Origin of the sequence: Phormidium yuhuli AB48, from assembly GCF_023983615.1 — a bacterium.
In the GTDB taxonomy this organism is placed as follows: domain Bacteria; phylum Cyanobacteriota; class Cyanobacteriia; order Cyanobacteriales; family Geitlerinemataceae; genus Sodalinema; species Sodalinema yuhuli.
This window is the reverse complement of sequence record NZ_CP098611.1, coordinates 1,363,085-1,380,933: the sequence shown is the minus strand read 5'-3', so window position 1 is coordinate 1,380,933 and position 17,849 is coordinate 1,363,085. Positions and strand designations below refer to the sequence as shown.

The following is a 17,849-nucleotide window of genomic DNA, read 5'->3' as shown; positions in this document are numbered from 1 at the left end:
CGGGATTCTGACCTCCCTAGGCTAACCCCTTAATTTCCGCCTCCAGCTCTGCCAAACGGCTCGGTTCTGGGGGGGCTGCACCAACCACCGATTGAAAATGACTACACTTATCTGCTGATTGAAAATAATGGGCATCCTGGATCAGTAACCGCGATGCAATCCCCTCAACACATTTATCCTCCAAGTCTCGCCAGTCTTGGGAAATGAGATCAGACACCGGCGTTCTAAAGTCCTTAACAACCTGATGGTTCGGATCTAAAAAACAGCCGCTTTTTAAACATATCCTCAAAAATTCGGAAATTTTAGATCTAGAAACGTCTTCATTTAAACTCGCATACAAATCTGTTTTGATGTGAGAGATGGTTTGGGGGCTCGTTTGAGACGAAACTCGCTCAATTAGGGTTTGGATCAATCTTTCTCGGTCTTTGGGCAAGGGTCTGAGACCCGCCGCAATCAGGAAAGATTGAAGCTGCATGGGAGTCCCTAACCGATAAAAGACTTCCGGCTCGTTAACCCCTGACTCCGATGAAGATAGAACAGCTCGCCGTACAGGTTTCGCTCCATCAAACACCTGGAGGGTATGCTCAATCGCATCTGGCACCTCATCGGGCGTGACAACCTGAACATGATGGATATCCGTTAAGGTCTGGGCTTGCTCTCGTGGCATATCCAAAACGACTAAAAATATCTGTTGTGGATTTAGGTTGAAAAGTTTGGCGAACCGTGAATAGCGCGAAATAAATTCTTCACAGTTTGCCACTTTACATTCAATCCAAAGAGGTTTTTCTTTAACAAAGCACAGCAGATCGATTTCTGACTGAGTTCCATCTTTATCCTTGATAATAACATTCATCAAGGCTTCATACTCTAACCCTTTTTGCTCAAAGATTTTTGTCACGACTTGATAGGCATAGCGTTCTAGCCATTCTCCTGTTAAAAATTGGGTTCCATTACTGTCGAGGGTCCGAATATGTGCAGTTCGTCTGCCACCCTGTCGCTGATAGGTATAGCTCAGAAATCCTATACTTTTTAATTTCGTACCTAAATTGGTGACCGCTGTTATTCGTTGTTCAGGTTCGTTTGTTAAGTTAACTCGAAATCCAAAGTGATCACAGGATAAACTCTGACGAATTTTATGTAGAACATCATGTAATAAGGGATAATTACTTCCAATAAAAAATGCTGTTTGGTCGAGAATTGTATCAGCATCATGTCCTGAATAAGAATTTACAAGCTCAACCTGATATGACCTGAGCCATTGAATAATTTGGCTGGAGGATTGCTCCTCGGAGGTATCTTTGAGTCTAGTTTTGGGTTTATCAACTTTTGTTTGAATGATAGGTTGATTTAGCTTTGTTAGGCAAATATTTATCTTTTCGTTGACATTATTTATATTTTCTTGAAATTGCTGTTCTCTAGACTGAATCACATCAATTTGACGCTTGAGTTCATCGATTTGATGGTTATGTTGAAGGTCTAGCTGTAGCACTTGCTCCGATAAGACATGAAAGTCCTGTGTTAAGTCTCCCAAACTTTGACGCGGGTTACTCTTCTGTTGATCTGACCTAGATTTATGATCAAATCGGGTCACCTGTAGCAGTAGAATCCCTAACGAGCTACCCGCCAAGAGTCCCATCAAGCCTCCGAGATGAGGTGAATTTGGGGTAATCAAAAAGCCCAAAAGACAGAGACTAAAACTGAGTAGAGTCATGGCAGCATAGGGTAGATACTGATTCTTCATAATTCTTTACAAGGTAAAGCAAACCAAAGATGTGAGAAAATTGTTTTTCATTATAACTAGCATGGCAGAGTTGCTACAAGGTTAAGTTGAAGAAGAGGGAATCCGGGAGAAGTTCTCGTTAGAGTCAGAGTCCTAAGGTCTAATCCTGACAGTCTGGGCCAAGTTCCTCATTGCCCTAGAGGGTCTAGCCCTCGACGCCGGGATTCCCAGCAAAACACCGTCAAAACATTCCGAGGGAAGAGAAAAACGATAGTATTTAGAGTGAGGGCATCGAAGTGCATAGGAGCATCTCTATCTCGTTGCAACTTCTCCTTGTCCCCAACGGTGACACCCCTCACATGGGTGATTTCGACGGACTCCGGTTCGATCTAGCCACTGTGATCAAGCTTCATACCCATGTCAGACCTATGAAGATGGTCTTTGCTTTGAAACGACTCAAGAGACTGCAAAAGAACCTGACCGTCCAGATCCTAGCCCTGGTCGGTTTATATGTTCTCTTATATGGGGTGATGAGGGCGATTACCCTGAAAGACCTGCGAATCGCCTTGATCGGAGTTCCCCCAGGTTTTGGACTGGCGGCTTTACTGTTGGGGGGACAGCGATTAGGAGTTGGTATACTGTTAGGTGCTTTCCTGGGCCCCTATTTTCAAGGGATGTCGCTGCTTCCGAGTCTATTTTGGGCGATCGTCCAAACCCTGCAAGTCTCCCTAGGGGCGTTATTACTGACGCGATCGCACTTTCGCACCTCCTTAGAACGGTTGAAGGATGTGGCCCTACTTGTCCTATTTGGCTGCATCGTCACGGCCTTCGTCAGTACCCCTTTTCAAGCCGCTATCTTAGGATATGTGAGTCTCCAGAAGGTGGAGTTTGCCAATTTGTGGTGGTTAACGGCCCTAGGAACCCTTAGCGGTATTGCCACCATAACGCCTCTGTGCCTGGCCCTGTGCGATCGCCGTTGTGACTTACCCCGAGAAGAACTGCGGGAGCGATCGCTCAAACGCTACTTAGAAATTATTGGACTGCTTCTGTCGACGATCGCTGTCGGTTGGTTTGTCTTTAGTTCTCGCAGCCGGGCCTACAGCTATGAGTTTCCCCTAGAATATCTCCCCTTCCCCATTCTGATGTGGACAGCCCTACGTTTTGGTAAACGGGGAACCGTCTCCATCAACTTTATCATCGCCACCATGGCCGTTTGGGGAATTCTGCGTAATAGTGGTCCCTTTCTCATCCAAGCACGCACCTTAACTCAAGCTGTCTTATCCCTACAAGCCTTCATTAGCGTTGTCTCCATCGCCTCCCTAATCCTGGCTACCACCCTCGCCGGCCAACGACGGACTCAAGCCTCTCTCAAACGTAACCAAGCCCGTTTACAGAATGCCCAAAGCATGACCCAACTCGGTCATTGGGACTTAGATCTCAGTGATGGTAATTTATATTGGTCGAAAGAACTCTGCCAAATTTTTGGCTGGAGGAAGCCGCGATCGCCCAGCCGAGAACACCTTGAGGCAGCCCTTCACCCGGATGATCGCCCTTCCGTCTCTCAGGCCTATCAAAAGCTCCTCAATCACAATATCGCCTTCTGCCTTGACTATCGAATTCTACGGCAAGATGGTGAAGAACGCTTAGTCCGTGAACGGGCCACCCTATCTGCAAACTATGCCATTGGGACCTTGCAAGATATTACTGAACTCCAACGATGGCAAGAACTGAAGGAAGCTAAGGAAGCCGCAGAAACCGCTAATCGTGCGAAAAGTACGTTTTTGGCTAATATGAGTCATGAATTGCGGACTCCCCTCAACGCTATTATCGGGTATAGTGAACTCCTCGAAGAAGAACTCAGCGACATAGATAATCCTGAACTTCTTGAAGATATTCAACGCATTTATCGTTCAGGCTATCATCTCCTTTCCATTATCAGTGATATTTTAGATATTTCCAAAATCGAAGCGGGTCGAGTCAAGTTAAATTATGGCGTTTTCGATGTCAGAGGATTAGTTGATACAACTGTCGCCAAAATTGAAAGTCTAATTTATGCAAACGAAAATAACTTAGAGATTGTTTACAAAAATTCTCCCGAAATTATCTATGGCGACGCCCAACGAGTGCGGCAAATTTTGCTTAATCTCATGAGCAATGCTGCCAAATTCACCCGCTCTGGAAAAATTCAATTAATTATCATCGAAAAAAACAACATTGTTCGCTTTATCGTCTCCGACACCGGAATCGGTATCCCGACCGAACTACATGAACGTATCTTTCAACCCTTTTCCCAGGGGGATGCATCGAGTACTCGGCAACATGGAGGGACTGGTCTAGGACTGGCGATCGCTGCCCAGTTTGCCCAAATGATGGGAGGAAAAATTTCCGTTGACAGTCGTGTGGGACAAGGCTCAACCTTTATCTTCGATCTCCCCATCGAACCCCCCGAACCCAATAACTATCTATCGTAACCTCCGTTAGCCCACCTATGGCCTCTTGCCTATGGCCTCTTGCCTTCCCCCCCTATTCCCTTCTCCCAAACACAAACACCTCATACCGCTGATAACGCACCTCAAACTGGGGGTCTTGTAAAAAATGGAGAACTAACCCCCTCGCCAACTCCTCCGTTCCCCGCCAGGGATAACGAGTGTTCAGAACCACATAGTCCGGTTGGTCTAAATCAACCGGTAAAGGACTGGGATGGCCCAATAACAAGACCGTTTGCCGATGCGTCAAATGGGGGGCGAGATAATTATCCGTCAATACTGCCGCCTCCGGGGGAACCAGGGCGATCGCCTCCCGTGTCGCCTGCCAGGTTTCCAACCCCTCAAAACCCCGTAATAACTTATTAGGATTGCCCAACACCAACAGGGCCGTCAACGACCAGATGAGCAGGCCGCGATCGCCCAAACGCCGCCATAATCCCCCCTTCACTGCCACCGTATCCACCGCCACCACAAACAAAAACGGTAATAGAGGCAACGCATATTGATGTTCCAGAGTTCGTTGTAGCGGATGTTCCGCCAGAAGATTTAAGGCCAACGTCGGCAGTGCCCCCAACAGCGGAGTCAACTGTCCCCAAGAGAGGCCCCAGGCCATCGGCAACAGAACCAATCCCACATAAACAAAACTCTCCCCTGAAAACAGCTTGCCCCAAAACAACTGCGGTTGTATCAGCAAATTCAGCAGAATCTCCCCCAGAGACCCTCCCAAATAGTCATAACGAAACAGGGCCTCCACTCCATCCGGTCGAAAATGAGGAATCACCACCTGAGTTACCACCACAAACCAAACCGTCCCCAACCCCAACGCCAACCCCCCATAGCGAGGGCGTTTCTCAAACAGCCATAACCACAGTCCCATAGCCGCCACCGTCAGGGACAACACCGCCTTACAACCCAACACAAACAGCAACAGTCCCGTAAACCCCACTAGCGTCCCCCTCGCCCGGGCCAGCCAAATCCCTGCCAATAGGGCCGGAACCGCCATCACCTCCGGGTGAAAGTCAAAGAGATTGACATTAAACACCAAGGGATAACACCAAAAGGCTAAGGCCAACCCTCTCGCCGTCGTCACGGAAATTCCCCGCTGACGGGCCAACGCCGCCACCATCACCCCTCCCAACGCCAACGCCAGGGCCTGAATCGCCAACAACCAATGGACATCGGGCCACAGACGATAGAACCCCGCCAGGAGATAGAGACTATAATCCCCATGACCCCCCAAGACATGATGACCCCAAAAGGAAATAATCGGAGGTTGGCCACGACTGATTAAATAAAGGGCTTGGTCAAAAAACCCCAAATCCATGGCCGTCGACTTAAACAAGCCATGACGGAGACTACTACAGATAAATAGGGCCAAGGCCACCCAGGCCCCATACCCCAGCAGCCGCGTCCCCAGATAGCGGCGTATCTGACTAATTCCCAACATGAGAAATCTCCCCATGCCGGGCCGCTCGTTCCTGAAACTCACCCAACCCATAACCGGTTAAGGTGACATGAATGCGAGGCTGAAATAAGCTTGTATTCAGGGTTGAAAACTTAAAACTATAGGTTCGCGGCGGTAACTGGCCCTGAAACAGCTCAAACGCCTCCCCATCATGTCGGGGTAGATGACTCAGCCAAACTCCCCCCTCCGCATTCGCCACCAAAATGCGATAGTCGCGTTCCTCCCCGGCTAAATCGCGAACGGTAATCTTAACCGGGGGAACTCGAAACAGGGATTTAGCCAGTCGCCCCCAAACAGAATGTTCAATCCGAATCGAGGCTCGGACTAATTCCCCATCTTCGGGGGTAATCTGAGCAAAATCATTCCAAACCACTGATAACTCCCGTTGGGACTGTTGCGGGCCACAGCGAGACTGGGTTAGGGGTTCTAAGACCATTAAATTGGGCAGGGCGGGCAATTGCACCAATTCGGGAACTTGAGGGGAGATGCCATAGTGACAGATATAGTGAAACGCCGTAGCGGGAGCATCGAAAAAGGGATGTCGGGCATCTACGGTATGGAAGTTATATAACAGAATATCCCGAGGTTCGTTGGCGAGGCTATCTCGGTTAGCATTGTCTAAATAGGGGGTGTAGGCGGCTTGGGATTGGAAGACGGGACGGGGTTTCCAGTTCAGTCCATTGGCTGCCACCATGGAGATTTCTCGGGGAATAATATCAACGGACTGGGAACCAATTACCTCCCGGACAGTTGGGGGAAGGGTGACCGCTTGTAAGTTTTCGTCACTTTGGGCGAGTAAATCGGCTTTGAGGCTAGCGGGATTCCAGAAATAGGTGAATTTTTCGGCCACCAGTGCGGGGGTGAGGGGACGGATGAGGTTGGTGTGATAGTAGTCGGAGAAGAGGTTGGTGTAGTAATGATGAAACCCCAGACAAAGAATTAGGCTATAAAGATGGAACCCATAGGCGAATTTTTGCCAAAATCCAGGACGAATCTGGAGGGTGCAGAGGGCAAAAATCAGGGGCATACTGAAGACAAAGCGTAAGCCGTGGGCCCCTTGTCGGACAAAGCCATGTTTGAAGGTCAATAAAATCAATAGGACCATGGCGGCTGAGAAACTGGGGTTGCCATCTTTGGCGACGAGACACAGTAGGCCAATCAGTCCTAGGAGTTCTAAGAAGACGACGGCTAATTCCGTGGATGAGCCGATATAACTCATGCCCCCGGAATAGCCGGCGGTAATGTGAGAGTAGCCTTCTAGGTAGTCGAGGAGGGAGGGAGAGGACAGGAGAATAATGGCTGTTAAACTCAGTCCGTAGAGAATCCGAGGGGTGAATTGGCAAATTGGGGTTAGGTGGGGATGGGATTTAAGCAGTTTGGGCAGAACCGCGACGGCGATGAGGACGGAAATGACGAGGGCCAGGAGTAGGTTGAGCCAGTTCGTAAGGGTTTCAACTCGTAAGAAGAGAAAGGCGGTACTGGCGGTGGCGAGTTGGGAGTCTAATAGGAGTAGAATATTTTTACGAATCCCCAGGCGGCTGCGGAAGCCGAGTAAGACTTGAATGGCAAAAAAGATGAAGAGGGAGACCGAGGCTTGTAGACCCATGGAGACTTTACTGTGGAGCAAAAAGCCTCCCACGGCACCAATGCCAATTGCCCAGTAGTGGGCGTTTTTTCCTTGCCAAATTTCTCGAAATGACAGGAGAATGACGATAATATAAAGGGTTTGATATTCGGTTTGTAGGGCTTCGTAAAAGTCTGAGATGAGATAGGGAAAACTGACACTGATGGCGATCGCCAGTTGTTCTAAGACGGTTTTGGATTTTATAATTCGCCAAATGGTTACGGCAAACAGTAAGCCATGAACGAGAGTTTTGAAGATAAAAATATCCCAAAAATTGCTCTCTAAGACCGCTCCTCGGACTAAATAGCCAAAGGCACCATAGGTAAAGATAATATCTTCGCCAAAAATGACGTTATTTTCAGCCAGTTGGCTAATTCCATATTTCCAGGACGGGTCTAAGCCAATATCAATCGCACGAGGAAGGGGGAAAAAGGCGAAGAAGAGATAGAGGGTGATGAGGCCACAAGCAACCTGAATGATGCGCTCGGGCTGGATTGTAATTGAAATGGGTTTCATCAAGTTTAATGTCTTGCCAGTCCTCTTAGGGTGAGAGTTTACGGGAGGCTGAGACGTACCGTTGTTGCCACTCCTGGTATGCAGCCTGTAATCCGATCACCATCAACAGCCACAGGGCCGGTAAGAGGGGGCGTAGATAGCGATCGCCCGCTCCCACGGGCCAACTGCTCACATCAATATAGGCTACCAGCAGCAGGCGCACGAGAATACACAATAGCAGGATTACCGCCAAAATGAGCAACTTGGGAGACGGATGGCTGAAACTCCAAAGCCAGCCTAGTAGGCTTAATCCTAAACAAATGGGAAATAGCAGTTGATAGAGGTGAGAGAGCTCCTGAATTAACCGATCTTTGGCTTGGTTGAGGGGGTTTGAACGAGCTTGGAAAAAATCGGCCGGTTCTCGGGTAATTTGACGGTAATATCTCTCGCGTAATTCTAAATCTTCTAAGCCGGAATCGAGCCGTAGGACGAGGGAACTGTGAGTCAGTTGACGGCCGAGGTGGAGGCTACTCATGAGCCAGGGCCCGATGAGGTCCCCCGATATCCTGGGAATGAAGCTGGCCCGTCTGCGGGGTTGACAGTTTAACCAACCCTGTTCACAGGCCCCATTGACTTCCTGGGCGATTTGCCGGTAAAACCCTTCGGTTTCCGCCACCGATTGATAAAATCCTTGGGCTTCCACGGCATCTCGTAGGGCCCAATAAAAAATCCCCCCTACATAATCGTCACAAACCCCTAAGTCACAGGAGGCGGCTCGCCACCCCTCATCCTCGGCAATTTCCAAGGCTGGTTTGAGGCGGCGAAAGCTGGGACTGATGGCATAAATCTCCCGTCGGGTTGCCTCGGGAACGGGAATTTGTGGCGGCTGACGTTCGGGAGAGACCCGCTGTAAACTGCTATAGGCGGCGGTGAGTCCGGGGGTTTTTAGGTCATAGGTGTTGAAGAGTCCGTAGTTGAGGTAGTTGCTCCAGGCTAGAGCTGAGGTGATAAAGATAATGGGAGCGAGGCTGAGCAGGGTTCCAGCGACAAAATGAGTCAAATGGGTTCGAGAGCGAAAACATCCCTGTTCTCGGGCGCTATAGAGGTAGCAAAGGCTTAATGAGGGCAGTATCCAAACCCCTTCGGGTCGGGTATTCCAAAACAGGGCCAGTAGAAGTCCCAGAATTAGGGAATGGAGTAGAAAGCGGCGGCGATGATGACAGTCTTTGAGGAGATTGAGAGCGGCTCCTAAGAGGGCGGCGGTGAGGGGAAGGTAAATTACTTCCTGGAGGGTTTGCCGGTTCCAATGGTAGGAGAAGGGGGCGAGGCTATAGAGGGTTAGGAAGAGAAGGGTTAGGGCGGGTGCTCGCAGCCAACGCTGGAGGCTAAAGCCGAGGAAGACCCCGGCACCGAGATAGAAGAGTTCTTGGGAGAAGCGCAGGGGGATGCCGAGATGGTAACTGGCCAGGATGAAGAGGGGGTATCCCGGCTGACGGGCCAAGACGAGGCCATCGTAGGGGACATCTCCCTGGAGTAACTGGGTGGCGCGAATGATGTAGCGGAGGTTGTCGTGGTAAGCCAGGGAGGCGTGAATGGGCAAGTGGGCGATCGCCCAGAGCTTAAATAGCACTAGGGCGATCGCCCCCCAAACCGTGGGAGCGACATAGGTTTTGCCCTTGGTTGTTTCCCAAGCCATCCACCCCACGTTAGCGGAGATGTTCTAGGGTGCGGGCGCTTCCGGTGAAGCGATCGAGGAATAAACTCATCACCGTCCGCTCACGCACTTTAATGCTGGCTTCGACTGCCATCCCCGATTGTAGGGGAACCCGCATATCGGAGTTGGGGAGTTCAAAATATTGGTCTTCTAACTCAATGGTGACGGGGAAGGCATAGAACGGACGGTTTTGCTCCGGTTCCAAGACATCTTGGCCAATGGAGGTGAGGGTTCCTGGGATCGTGCCAAATTCCATCGCGGGGAAGGCGTTAATCTGTACCTCGACATCCATTCCCGTGGTGATGAAGCCAATATCGTTGTTGGTGACAAAGACGTTGGCAATCAATCGGGTGTTGGGAACAATGGTGATGACCGGTTCGGTGGTGTTGAGGACAAACCCAGAACTTCCCGTTTCCTCATTCTGACCGAAGTTGGGCAGCACTTCAAAGACGACCCCATCAATGGGCGATCGCAACTCCGCAAAGCGCAATTCCTGTTCAGCCGCTGCCAGTTGACTGGTTAACTGGGTATTTTGCTTCTGATTTTCAGAAATCACCTCATAGGCTTCTCGTTGGGAACTGGCGCGAACCCTCTGTAATTGGGCTTGGGCTTCCTGAATTCCATCTTGCAGGCGGTTTAACTCCCCACGAAGGCGATCTTGTTCGTCTCGTCGGGCCACCAGCTCAGCTTGTACACCTTCAATTTCTGATTCCCGTTCACGCCGGCTATCCTCAATCTGAGTAATTTGGTCCCGGCGAGCTGAGACCTCATCTTGCGCACTGGAGACTTCCTGCTCCCGGTTCATCACCTGCTGACGTTGGCGGGTGACTTGTAAGCGAGCAATGCCTCCATCTTCTAGGAGCGGCTCTAAATCCGCTAGGATCTCCTCGTCTTCCTGTAAGACTAGACGGGAGCGTTGTAGACGTTGCTCGGATTGCTGTAGGCGTTCTTCAGCTCTTAGCAACTGTTCACGATAGGAGTCACGGCGCTCTTGGGCAATCCCTAAGCGATTTTCCAGACGACCAATTTGGCTATCCAGGGCAATGATTTGTCCCTGGGTTTGAGTAATTTGGTTGTTCAACTGTCTGATTTGGCTGTTGGTCACCTCTTCTTGGGACCTCAATTCATCCTGCCGAGCTTGAACTCGTCGAGCTTGGGTGCGATCAAACTCGCCCACTCCATCCGGGATGCTCAAACCTAAGCCTTCGGCTTGAGCTTGGAAGGCTTGGGCCTCGCTCCGTCGTTGATCGCGGGACTCACGTAAGGATTCCACGGAAGCCCGAGATACCGTTGAGTCTAAGGTCACGAGCAAATCCCCTTCCTGGACGCGATCGCCCCCAGCCACGTGAATCTCACGCACCACGCCGCCAGTAGGGACTTTCACTTCCCGCAGGGAGCCTTCGGGTTCGAGTCTGCCCTGAGCCGGGATAGACTGATCCATCTTGGCCAACGAAGCCCAGACCACCCCAGAGGTGGTAATGGCAACAATCAGCCAAATTAGCGCCCTTGTCCAAAAGGCGGGCTGTTCCAAAATGACGGGTTGTTCCTCGATCGACTCAATTCGTTGGATATTCATGGCTTTTTACCTTGGCTTCGATAGATCAGCAACGGCCCATCCTCAGCATGACAGACGTTAACATGATGGCTTCCCGGTGACAAGCGAGACGGATAGGGGGGCAATTGCGGACTTACAACTGAGACTGTTGTTGTTCATATAGACAGTAGTAGCGCCCTTTAAGTGCCATTAATTCCTCATGGGTTCCCTGCTCCACCAGAGCGGCGTTGTCCATCATCAGAATACAATCGGCTCCTTGTACGGTGGGTAAGCGGTGGGTAATAAAGAACACTGTGCGTCCTCGGAACTCTTCGACGAGATTTTGACAAACCAGGCTTTCGAGGTTGTAGTCCAGGGCACTGGTGGCTTCATCGAGAATCAACAGGCGGGGTTTTTGCAGAACCGTCCGGGCGATCGCAATCCGTTGTCGCTGTCCCCCAGATAGGGCGGACCCCCGTTCTCCAACAATGGTGTTGTAGCCTTGGGGCAGGGTCATGATGAAGTCATGGGCCACCGCCACTTTAGCAGCGTTGATAATTTCCTCATCACTGGCCTCGGGGTTATTCAGGGCAATGTTGGCCTTAATGGTGTTGTTGAACAGGAGGGTATCTTGTAGTACCACCCCCACCTGACGCCGTAGCGAATAGAGTTCGACCTTATTGATGTCATAGCCGTCGATATGAATCCGTCCCGTTTCCGGGGGATAAAGCCGTTGTAGCAGCTTCATCAGGGTACTCTTACCGGACCCACTCTGTCCGACAATCCCCACAAACGACCCGACCGGAAACTCAATGTTGACATTGGCAACGTTCAGCGGACTTGTGGGTACGAAGCGGAAGCAGACATCTTCAAATTTAACGTGTCCTTCGATATTTGGCAGGGGAATGTTAAGGCGATCGCTGTCGTTACTCTCCGGCTCGGAGTTGAGAATATCCCGCAGACGTTCGATGGACATCCCCACTTCCTGGAAGCTCTGCCAAACCTGGACAAAGCGCAGCAGCGAGCCGGTCACGTTCCCGGAGATAATCCGGAAGGCGATCAGCTGACCCAGGGTTAGCTCTTGGTTAATGACCAAATAAGCCCCCACCCACAACAGCAACAGGGAGGACAGTTTATTTAGGAAACTGGCGACGGAACTGGCAGCGGTATTGGTGAGGATTGTCCGGAAACCGGCGTTCATGTAACGGGCGTAGCGTTCGTACCAGTTCCAGCGGGAGGTCAACTCAATATTTTGCGCCTTCACCGTCTGCATCCCATTTAGGGTTTCCACCAGATAGGATTGAGCGTCGGCGTAGCGTTCCGCCCGTTTCAGCAGCAGTCGCCGCACAATCGGGGAGACGAAGACAATCAACGCCGTAAAGAAGGGAACTGTAACGAGGGACACAGCCGTCAGCAGCCAACTGTAGGTCACCATTACGGCAATATAAATCACCGAGAACACCGCATCCAAAACTACGGTCAGGGCGGTTCCGGTGACGAACTGACGAATGTTGGCTAACTCATTGACCCGTCCAGCGATATCTCCCACCCGGCGTTTATCGAAGTACCCCAGGGGCAGTCGGAAGAGGTGGTCAATCACCTCAGAGCCGAGGTTGAGGTCAATACGGTTGGTGGTATCCACGAACAGATAGGTTCGCAAACTGGTCAGCAGGGCTTCAAACAGCGCGACCCCGATCATGAACACCCCTAAGATATTCAGGGTTTCAATACTACGCTGACCCAAGACCTTATCAATAATGACCTGGGTTAAGAGGGGGTTTGCCAGTCCGAACAACTGAACGAAGAAGGAGGCAATAAACACCTCAATCAGGACTTTTTTATAGCGCAGCAGGGAGGGAAGGAACCACCACATGCTGAACTTCTCAGACTGATCGCCGGAGGGAGGTTGAACCAGCACCACCTCGGCCACATCCCCCTCGACCATTTCTGCCACTTGGGCTGGGGTACGATGGAGAATCCCTATTTCGGGAACCGCTAGGATAATTTCTTTTTCGTTAATACTATAGATAACGGCGTAGCTATCCTGCCATTTCATCATCCCCGGCGCTTGCAGCCGTCCCAGGGAATTTTTCGGGATACGAGCCAGTTGAGCTTGCACCCCTAGGGTGGGCATAATCGTACCACAGCCATAAAGGGATACAGCCCCTTTACTTTTTAACTGCTGCTCCAGCAATTTACGGATGGCATCCTTCCGGAAGTTAATCCGCATATATTTGCAGAGCATGTGGAAGCAGGCTAGGGGCGAGCCGATGGGGCCGCTACCACGAATATGGGGATAGCGGGGTGGGGGGGCTAGGGGGTCTCGAGGCGGATCGGGGGGTCGTGGGGGGGCTTCTGGAACGCTAGCTAGGGCGCTACTCCCATTGGAAACGATCGCTCTGCCATTGCCGTTACCAGACTCTTCGGAGCCATCGGGGCCATGGTCTCTGGGTTGGCCATCTGGATCGGGTTCACCGGCCTGGGGAAGTTGGGGAGAGGACACCGCTTGAGCCACTTTCTCACCCCAGGGCACTCCCACGAGGCGTAGGGAGTTGTCCAGGCGCGTGGTTTGGTGGCGGGCCGGATAGACGCGATCGCCCACATGGGAATCGGGCAATTCTCCACGACTGACCCACCAGAGCAGCTTCGGATCTAACCGGCTTGGCTCGAAGCTTCCCCCTTTGGGAATGTCGACGATTTGGGCCTCTGACCAGAGGTCGTAACAGAGGGTTTTGAGATCCGCCGTAGCATCGGCTCGTCGTTGCAGTTCTGCGCTGCTCAGTTCAAAGACTTCCGTTAGGCTCGGATGCTCCCGAACAGCACGGTTAAACTCTTGTTCTTGCCGCAAACAGTCCCGAAAGTCGTTGACATTGATGCTGACGCAAATGGTTTCACTCGATGCTAAGGCCGTTTCACAGGGACGATCCCGCACGACACTAATCCAGCCCAGGACTTCCCCAGGACCGACCAGGCGTAAACTGGTGGAATGACCATTACGGCTGTCGTAGCCGAGAACCCGCACTTGGCCCTGATAAATCAGGGAAATTTGCGCGGGCATTTTTTCCCGTACGAGCAGGGGTTGACCGATGCGATAGCGCAATAGCTGAGCCTTAGCTGCTAGTTGCCGCCGGCTTTCGGGCTTGAGGCGGTCAAAGGGGGCTGTTTGGGCCAGAAAATCCGAAATTTGGGGTTGGGAGGTAGTCTGAGTCATACGGACGCTGGGGGTGAAGACATGCGTTTGAAGTAGTTGGCGGCGATGCTTTGAACTTCCTGTTGAAGCCAGTTTACATAAAGCTCATCTAACATCCGCTGATGCATGGCAGCATCAAGCTGAGCCGGGTGAAACTCGTCTAGGCGAACAATGATAAACCATTCTGCCAAAGGACGAGGGGGCCAAAGTTGTCCGGGTTGGCTCACAGACAGCAGTTTGCCGATGGCGGGGTGGGGCCGGTTGAGGGAGACGGGGCCGAGTTTGCCGCCGGTTCGAGCCTCGGGGCCTTGGGAATAGTCGCGGGCACAATCTTCAAAGGTTTGTTCCCCTTCATTAACGCGATAGTACAGTTCTTGGGCTAATCCTTCATCTTGGGTGCGGATGAGGGAATAGACGACTTGGTCTAAGCTGGATTTACGGGTCATAAAGTGCGATCGCACCTTGGGTCCCCAGGTTTTTTCCTTAAAGTTTTGTAATAATATCGGTCGTATGGCGAGGGCTTCGAGTTCTTCTAGGGTCATCCCGTTAGCGTTCAACCAAGCCTGTTGAATCTCCGGAGACGTCAACTGGTTTTGTTGACAAAATTTCTGGACAGCAGCTTGTTGCTCCTCCTCAGGACAGGTAAACTCGGCGATCGCCTGATCAATCACCAACCCCTGCAAAAACTGTGGTAGTAGCTGATACCGTTTGAGCAGTTCTGGGATTTCTGCTTCTGTAATTACGTGCTCGCCGACGCGGAAGACTTCAGTCATCACTCCTGTCAATTCAATCTAATCGAGTAACCTATACACACCTTAAGACATGAACGGAATTGGATCATGACGTTGCGGATGCCGCCAGGGGAATTTGGCCGCTGGTAAGGCAATACTAATCGATCTGGTGTCTTCCACGCTAATACTGAAAAATGGCTGGCTAGTCAGGACTATTGAGGTCTGGTTGCGCTGACGGTAGCCGCCGGCCAGTTGTTCCGTAAGAAAAATCCCGAACTCCCTAACGTCTAGCCGGAAGTTCGGGAACTGTAATGGGTCAAGGCCAGGAGACCCCTGACCTCCTGGCCTTAGGCCAGAAGGGTTAGGCGTCGGGGTGTTTGAAATGCCGCAACCGTTGAGACAAGCTATACATAATCTCTAAGGCAAACATGGGAGTCTCTTGGACGGCAAAGAGAAACTTCTGTAAGTTCATCACCGCTAGGGTGCAATTGGTTTTAGCCACGGCTGTTGAAGCTCGGGTTCCCTTCTGACGCACCAAGGAGCCTTCCCCAAAGACATCCCCCGTCTCAATGGTTTCTACGACTCGACCATCCACCACTAGGTCAACGGCCCCCTCGATAATCCCAAACATGGTTTCTCCGGGATCTCCCTCTTGGAAAATGACGTCTCCGGCTTGGTAACGTTGGGGTTCGGTTTGTTTCTGGAAAATTTCAACGGTTCTAGCAGGTTTGAGCATAGGTCTGAGGACTGGCGATTGAGATGGAACGAGAGGGTCTAGGTGATGACGGTGGGGGCATTCATACCCGTGTACTGACGAATCTGTGCCACCTCCTCGGCGAGGGCAATAAATTCGGCGAGGGCATCTTGGGGATCGGCCCCATGTTGACTAGAGTCCGGTTCATAGCTTTCGAGGTACAGCCGCAGGGTGGCGCCTTGGGTTCCTGTCCCTGAGAGACGGAAGACGATGCGGGAGCCATCGGTGAAGCCGATGCGAATGCCCTGGTTTTTGCTGACACTGCCATCGACGGGGTCGGTGTAGTTGAAGTCATCGGCATAGTCTACCTCGTAGTTACCCAACTGTTGACCGGGGAGACGGGCCAGTTGCGATCGCAGTCCTTCCATCAGTTGGTTGGCATTGGCAGAGTCGATACCTTCGTAGTCATGGCGAGAGTAGTAGTTGCGCCCGTAGGTTTGCCAATGGTCTCGCACAATATCCTCAACGGACTGCTGGCGCACCGCTAGGATATTGAGCCAGAAAAGAATCGCCCAAAGGCCATCTTTTTCTCGTACATGGTTAGACCCAGTCCCAAAACTTTCTTCACCGCAGAGGGTGGCCTGTCCGGCATCGAGGAGGTTCCCGAAGAACTTCCAGCCGGTGGGGGTTTCATAGCAGTTGATGCCCAGTTTCTCGGCGACGCGATCGACGGCGGCACTGGTGGGCATAGAGCGGGCCACCCCGGCTAAACCATCTTTGTATCCAGGCACCAAATGGGCATTCGCCGCTAAAACCGCTAGGCTATCGCTGGGGGTGACAAAGAACTTGCGCCCTAACACCATATTGCGATCGCCATCGCCGTCGGAAGCTGCCCCAAAGTCGGGGGCATTGTCCCCAAACATCAGTTCAACCAAGTCATGGGCATACACGAGGTTGGGGTCTGGATGGCCGCCGCCAAAGTCTTCGAGGGGAGTTCCATTCTGCACGCTTCCCGGTGCTGCCCCTAAACGCTCTTCTAAGAGGAAGTGAGCATAGGGACCGGTGACCGCATGGAGGGGGTCCATGCACAAGCGGAAGTTCCCGGAGGTCAGAACGTCACGGATACGGTCAAAATCGAAGAGAGACTGCATCAAATCCGCGTAATCGGCAACGGGATCAATGACTTCAACGGTGGTTTCGTTGAGTTGGGTGATTAGCAGGGTATCCAGGTCAATGTCTGGGGCTTCCAGGATTTTATATCCCTGAATGGTTTTGCTAGCTTCAAAAATGGCTGATGTAACTTTTTCTGGGGCAGGGCCGCCATTGCTAGTATTAAATTTAACGCCAAAGTCTCCCTCGGGTCCTCCAGGATTATGGCTAGCTGAAAGAATAATGCCTCCGAAGGCTCTGGTTTTACGAATAATGCAGGAGGCGGCTGGGGTTGAGAGGATTCCCCCCCGACCAACGAGAACCCGTCCGACGCCGTTGGCCACGGCCATTTTCAGGATGGTTTGGATGGCGGTGCGGTTGTAGTAACGTCCATCACCACCCAGGACGAGGGTTTTCCCCTGGTAGTCTTCGAGGCTGTTGAAGATGGCTTGGATAAAGTTTTCCAGGTAGTGCCGTTGTTGAAATACCGGGACTTGCTTTCTAAGCCCTGAGGTTCCGGGCTTCTGGTCAGAGAAGGGTTGAGTCGATACCGTGTGTACGTTCATACGATGGGCAAACTGCAAGGGAGATATTTGACAACACCATATCAAACGCTGTGGTCTCTTGAGTGTTTTCTGGGTTTCTCTTTAGACAACCAGAACCTGGAACCCCTTGATTTAACAGCTTGGCTGTGAATCCATCACGAGCCAGCCTTGGCGAACACAGTGGATTAGGCGATCGATCGCGAGACGCTCTTCTTCACTTATGCTGTCCGTCAAGAGCACATCTCGAACTTGAAAGCGATCATTTGGACCGAGGGTCCCCGCACACCAGGCTTGGAAAAATAGATCGGCCACGGGAGGAACGAGACAGTGCTGGGTAGACATAACAGGGAATTTGTCAATCACTTGTATACTTCGATCCTATTTCTTAATGTTTTTTAAATAATCTACCTTGAGTAAGATTATAAAACAAAAATTAAGAGATCTTGATCATTGACAAATTGAGGTAAATCCCCTTTTGACCTAAAAATCCTGAGCGGTCTCA

General features: G+C 51.3%; 11 protein-coding genes. 1 reads left to right on the top strand and 10 read right to left on the bottom strand.

The genetic code is table 11. The annotated features are described in order from the left end of the window. Positions 1-16: 16 nt before the first annotated feature. Entirely contained in the window at positions 17-1,741 is a 1,725-nt protein-coding gene (locus NEA10_RS05970; RefSeq protein ID WP_252664350.1) for a Card1-like endonuclease domain-containing protein, read from the bottom strand. Positions 1,742-2,148: 407 nt separating this feature from the next. Between NEA10_RS05970 and NEA10_RS05965 the strand changes: the two genes are divergently transcribed. Then, complete coding sequence (locus NEA10_RS05965; RefSeq protein ID WP_252664349.1) at positions 2,149-4,191, top strand: ATP-binding protein; 2,043 nt, start codon at positions 2,149-2,151, stop codon at positions 4,189-4,191. Between the two features lie 52 nt (positions 4,192-4,243). Here the strand turns inward: NEA10_RS05965 and NEA10_RS05960 are convergent, their stop codons facing one another. The 9 genes from NEA10_RS05960 to NEA10_RS05920 form a co-directional block, all read right to left on the bottom strand. Continuing rightward, a complete protein-coding gene (locus NEA10_RS05960) occupies positions 4,244-5,653 on the bottom strand; it encodes a DUF2079 domain-containing protein (protein ID WP_252664348.1) in 1,410 nt (469 codons plus the stop codon). After that, entirely contained in the window at positions 5,640-7,811 is a 2,172-nt protein-coding gene (locus NEA10_RS05955; protein WP_252664347.1) for a hypothetical protein, read from the bottom strand. Before NEA10_RS05955 ends, NEA10_RS05960 begins: the two co-directional genes overlap by 14 nt. 25 nt (positions 7,812-7,836) lie before the next feature. After that, on the bottom strand, positions 7,837-9,486 hold the full coding sequence (locus tag NEA10_RS05950) for a hypothetical protein (protein WP_252664345.1): 1,650 nt from the start codon (positions 9,484-9,486) through the stop codon (positions 7,837-7,839). Between the two features lie 10 nt (positions 9,487-9,496). Next, on the bottom strand, positions 9,497-11,080 hold the full coding sequence (locus NEA10_RS05945; RefSeq protein WP_252664343.1) for a beta-barrel domain-containing protein: 1,584 nt from the start codon (positions 11,078-11,080) through the stop codon (positions 9,497-9,499). A 112-nt stretch (positions 11,081-11,192) separates the two neighbouring features. Further along, complete coding sequence (locus tag NEA10_RS05940) at positions 11,193-14,249, bottom strand: peptidase domain-containing ABC transporter (protein ID WP_252664341.1); 3,057 nt, start codon at positions 14,247-14,249, stop codon at positions 11,193-11,195. Next, positions 14,246-15,001, bottom strand: a complete 756-nt coding sequence (locus NEA10_RS05935) for a peptidylprolyl isomerase (RefSeq protein WP_252664339.1) — start codon at positions 14,999-15,001, stop codon at positions 14,246-14,248. The genes NEA10_RS05940 and NEA10_RS05935 overlap by 4 nt, the downstream gene beginning before the upstream one ends. Before the next feature lie 319 nt (positions 15,002-15,320). Beyond that, positions 15,321-15,695, bottom strand: a complete 375-nt coding sequence (locus NEA10_RS05930) for a Crp/Fnr family transcriptional regulator (RefSeq protein WP_252664338.1) — start codon at positions 15,693-15,695, stop codon at positions 15,321-15,323. Positions 15,696-15,733: 38 nt separating this feature from the next. Further along, the gene (locus NEA10_RS05925) at positions 15,734-17,368 is read right to left on the bottom strand and encodes an alpha-D-glucose phosphate-specific phosphoglucomutase (RefSeq protein WP_252664337.1); all 1,635 of its coding nucleotides are present in this window, start codon (positions 17,366-17,368) and stop codon (positions 15,734-15,736) included. Positions 17,369-17,479: 111 nt separating this feature from the next. Next, on the bottom strand, positions 17,480-17,689 hold the full coding sequence (locus NEA10_RS05920) for a hypothetical protein (RefSeq protein WP_252664336.1): 210 nt from the start codon (positions 17,687-17,689) through the stop codon (positions 17,480-17,482). Positions 17,690-17,849: the final 160 nt, after the last annotated feature.

Excerpts from the sequence above, each read along its gene's own strand:
- NEA10_RS05970 (WP_252664350.1), bottom strand. The coding sequence starts at position 1,741 with ATGAAGAATCAGTATCTACCCTATGCTGCCATGACTCTACTCAGTTTT.
- NEA10_RS05965 (WP_252664349.1), top strand. The coding sequence starts at position 2,149 with ATGAAGATGGTCTTTGCTTTGAAACGACTCAAGAGACTGCAAAAGAAC.
- NEA10_RS05960 (WP_252664348.1), bottom strand. The coding sequence starts at position 5,653 with ATGTTGGGAATTAGTCAGATACGCCGCTATCTGGGGACGCGGCTGCTG.
- NEA10_RS05955 (WP_252664347.1), bottom strand. The coding sequence starts at position 7,811 with ATGAAACCCATTTCAATTACAATCCAGCCCGAGCGCATCATTCAGGTT.
- NEA10_RS05950 (WP_252664345.1), bottom strand. The coding sequence starts at position 9,486 with ATGGCTTGGGAAACAACCAAGGGCAAAACCTATGTCGCTCCCACGGTT.
- NEA10_RS05945 (WP_252664343.1), bottom strand. The coding sequence starts at position 11,080 with ATGAATATCCAACGAATTGAGTCGATCGAGGAACAACCCGTCATTTTG.
- NEA10_RS05940 (WP_252664341.1), bottom strand. The coding sequence starts at position 14,249 with ATGACTCAGACTACCTCCCAACCCCAAATTTCGGATTTTCTGGCCCAA.
- NEA10_RS05935 (WP_252664339.1), bottom strand. The coding sequence starts at position 15,001 with ATGACTGAAGTCTTCCGCGTCGGCGAGCACGTAATTACAGAAGCAGAA.
- NEA10_RS05930 (WP_252664338.1), bottom strand. The coding sequence starts at position 15,695 with ATGCTCAAACCTGCTAGAACCGTTGAAATTTTCCAGAAACAAACCGAA.
- NEA10_RS05925 (WP_252664337.1), bottom strand. The coding sequence starts at position 17,368 with ATGAACGTACACACGGTATCGACTCAACCCTTCTCTGACCAGAAGCCC.
- NEA10_RS05920 (WP_252664336.1), bottom strand. The coding sequence starts at position 17,689 with ATGTCTACCCAGCACTGTCTCGTTCCTCCCGTGGCCGATCTATTTTTC.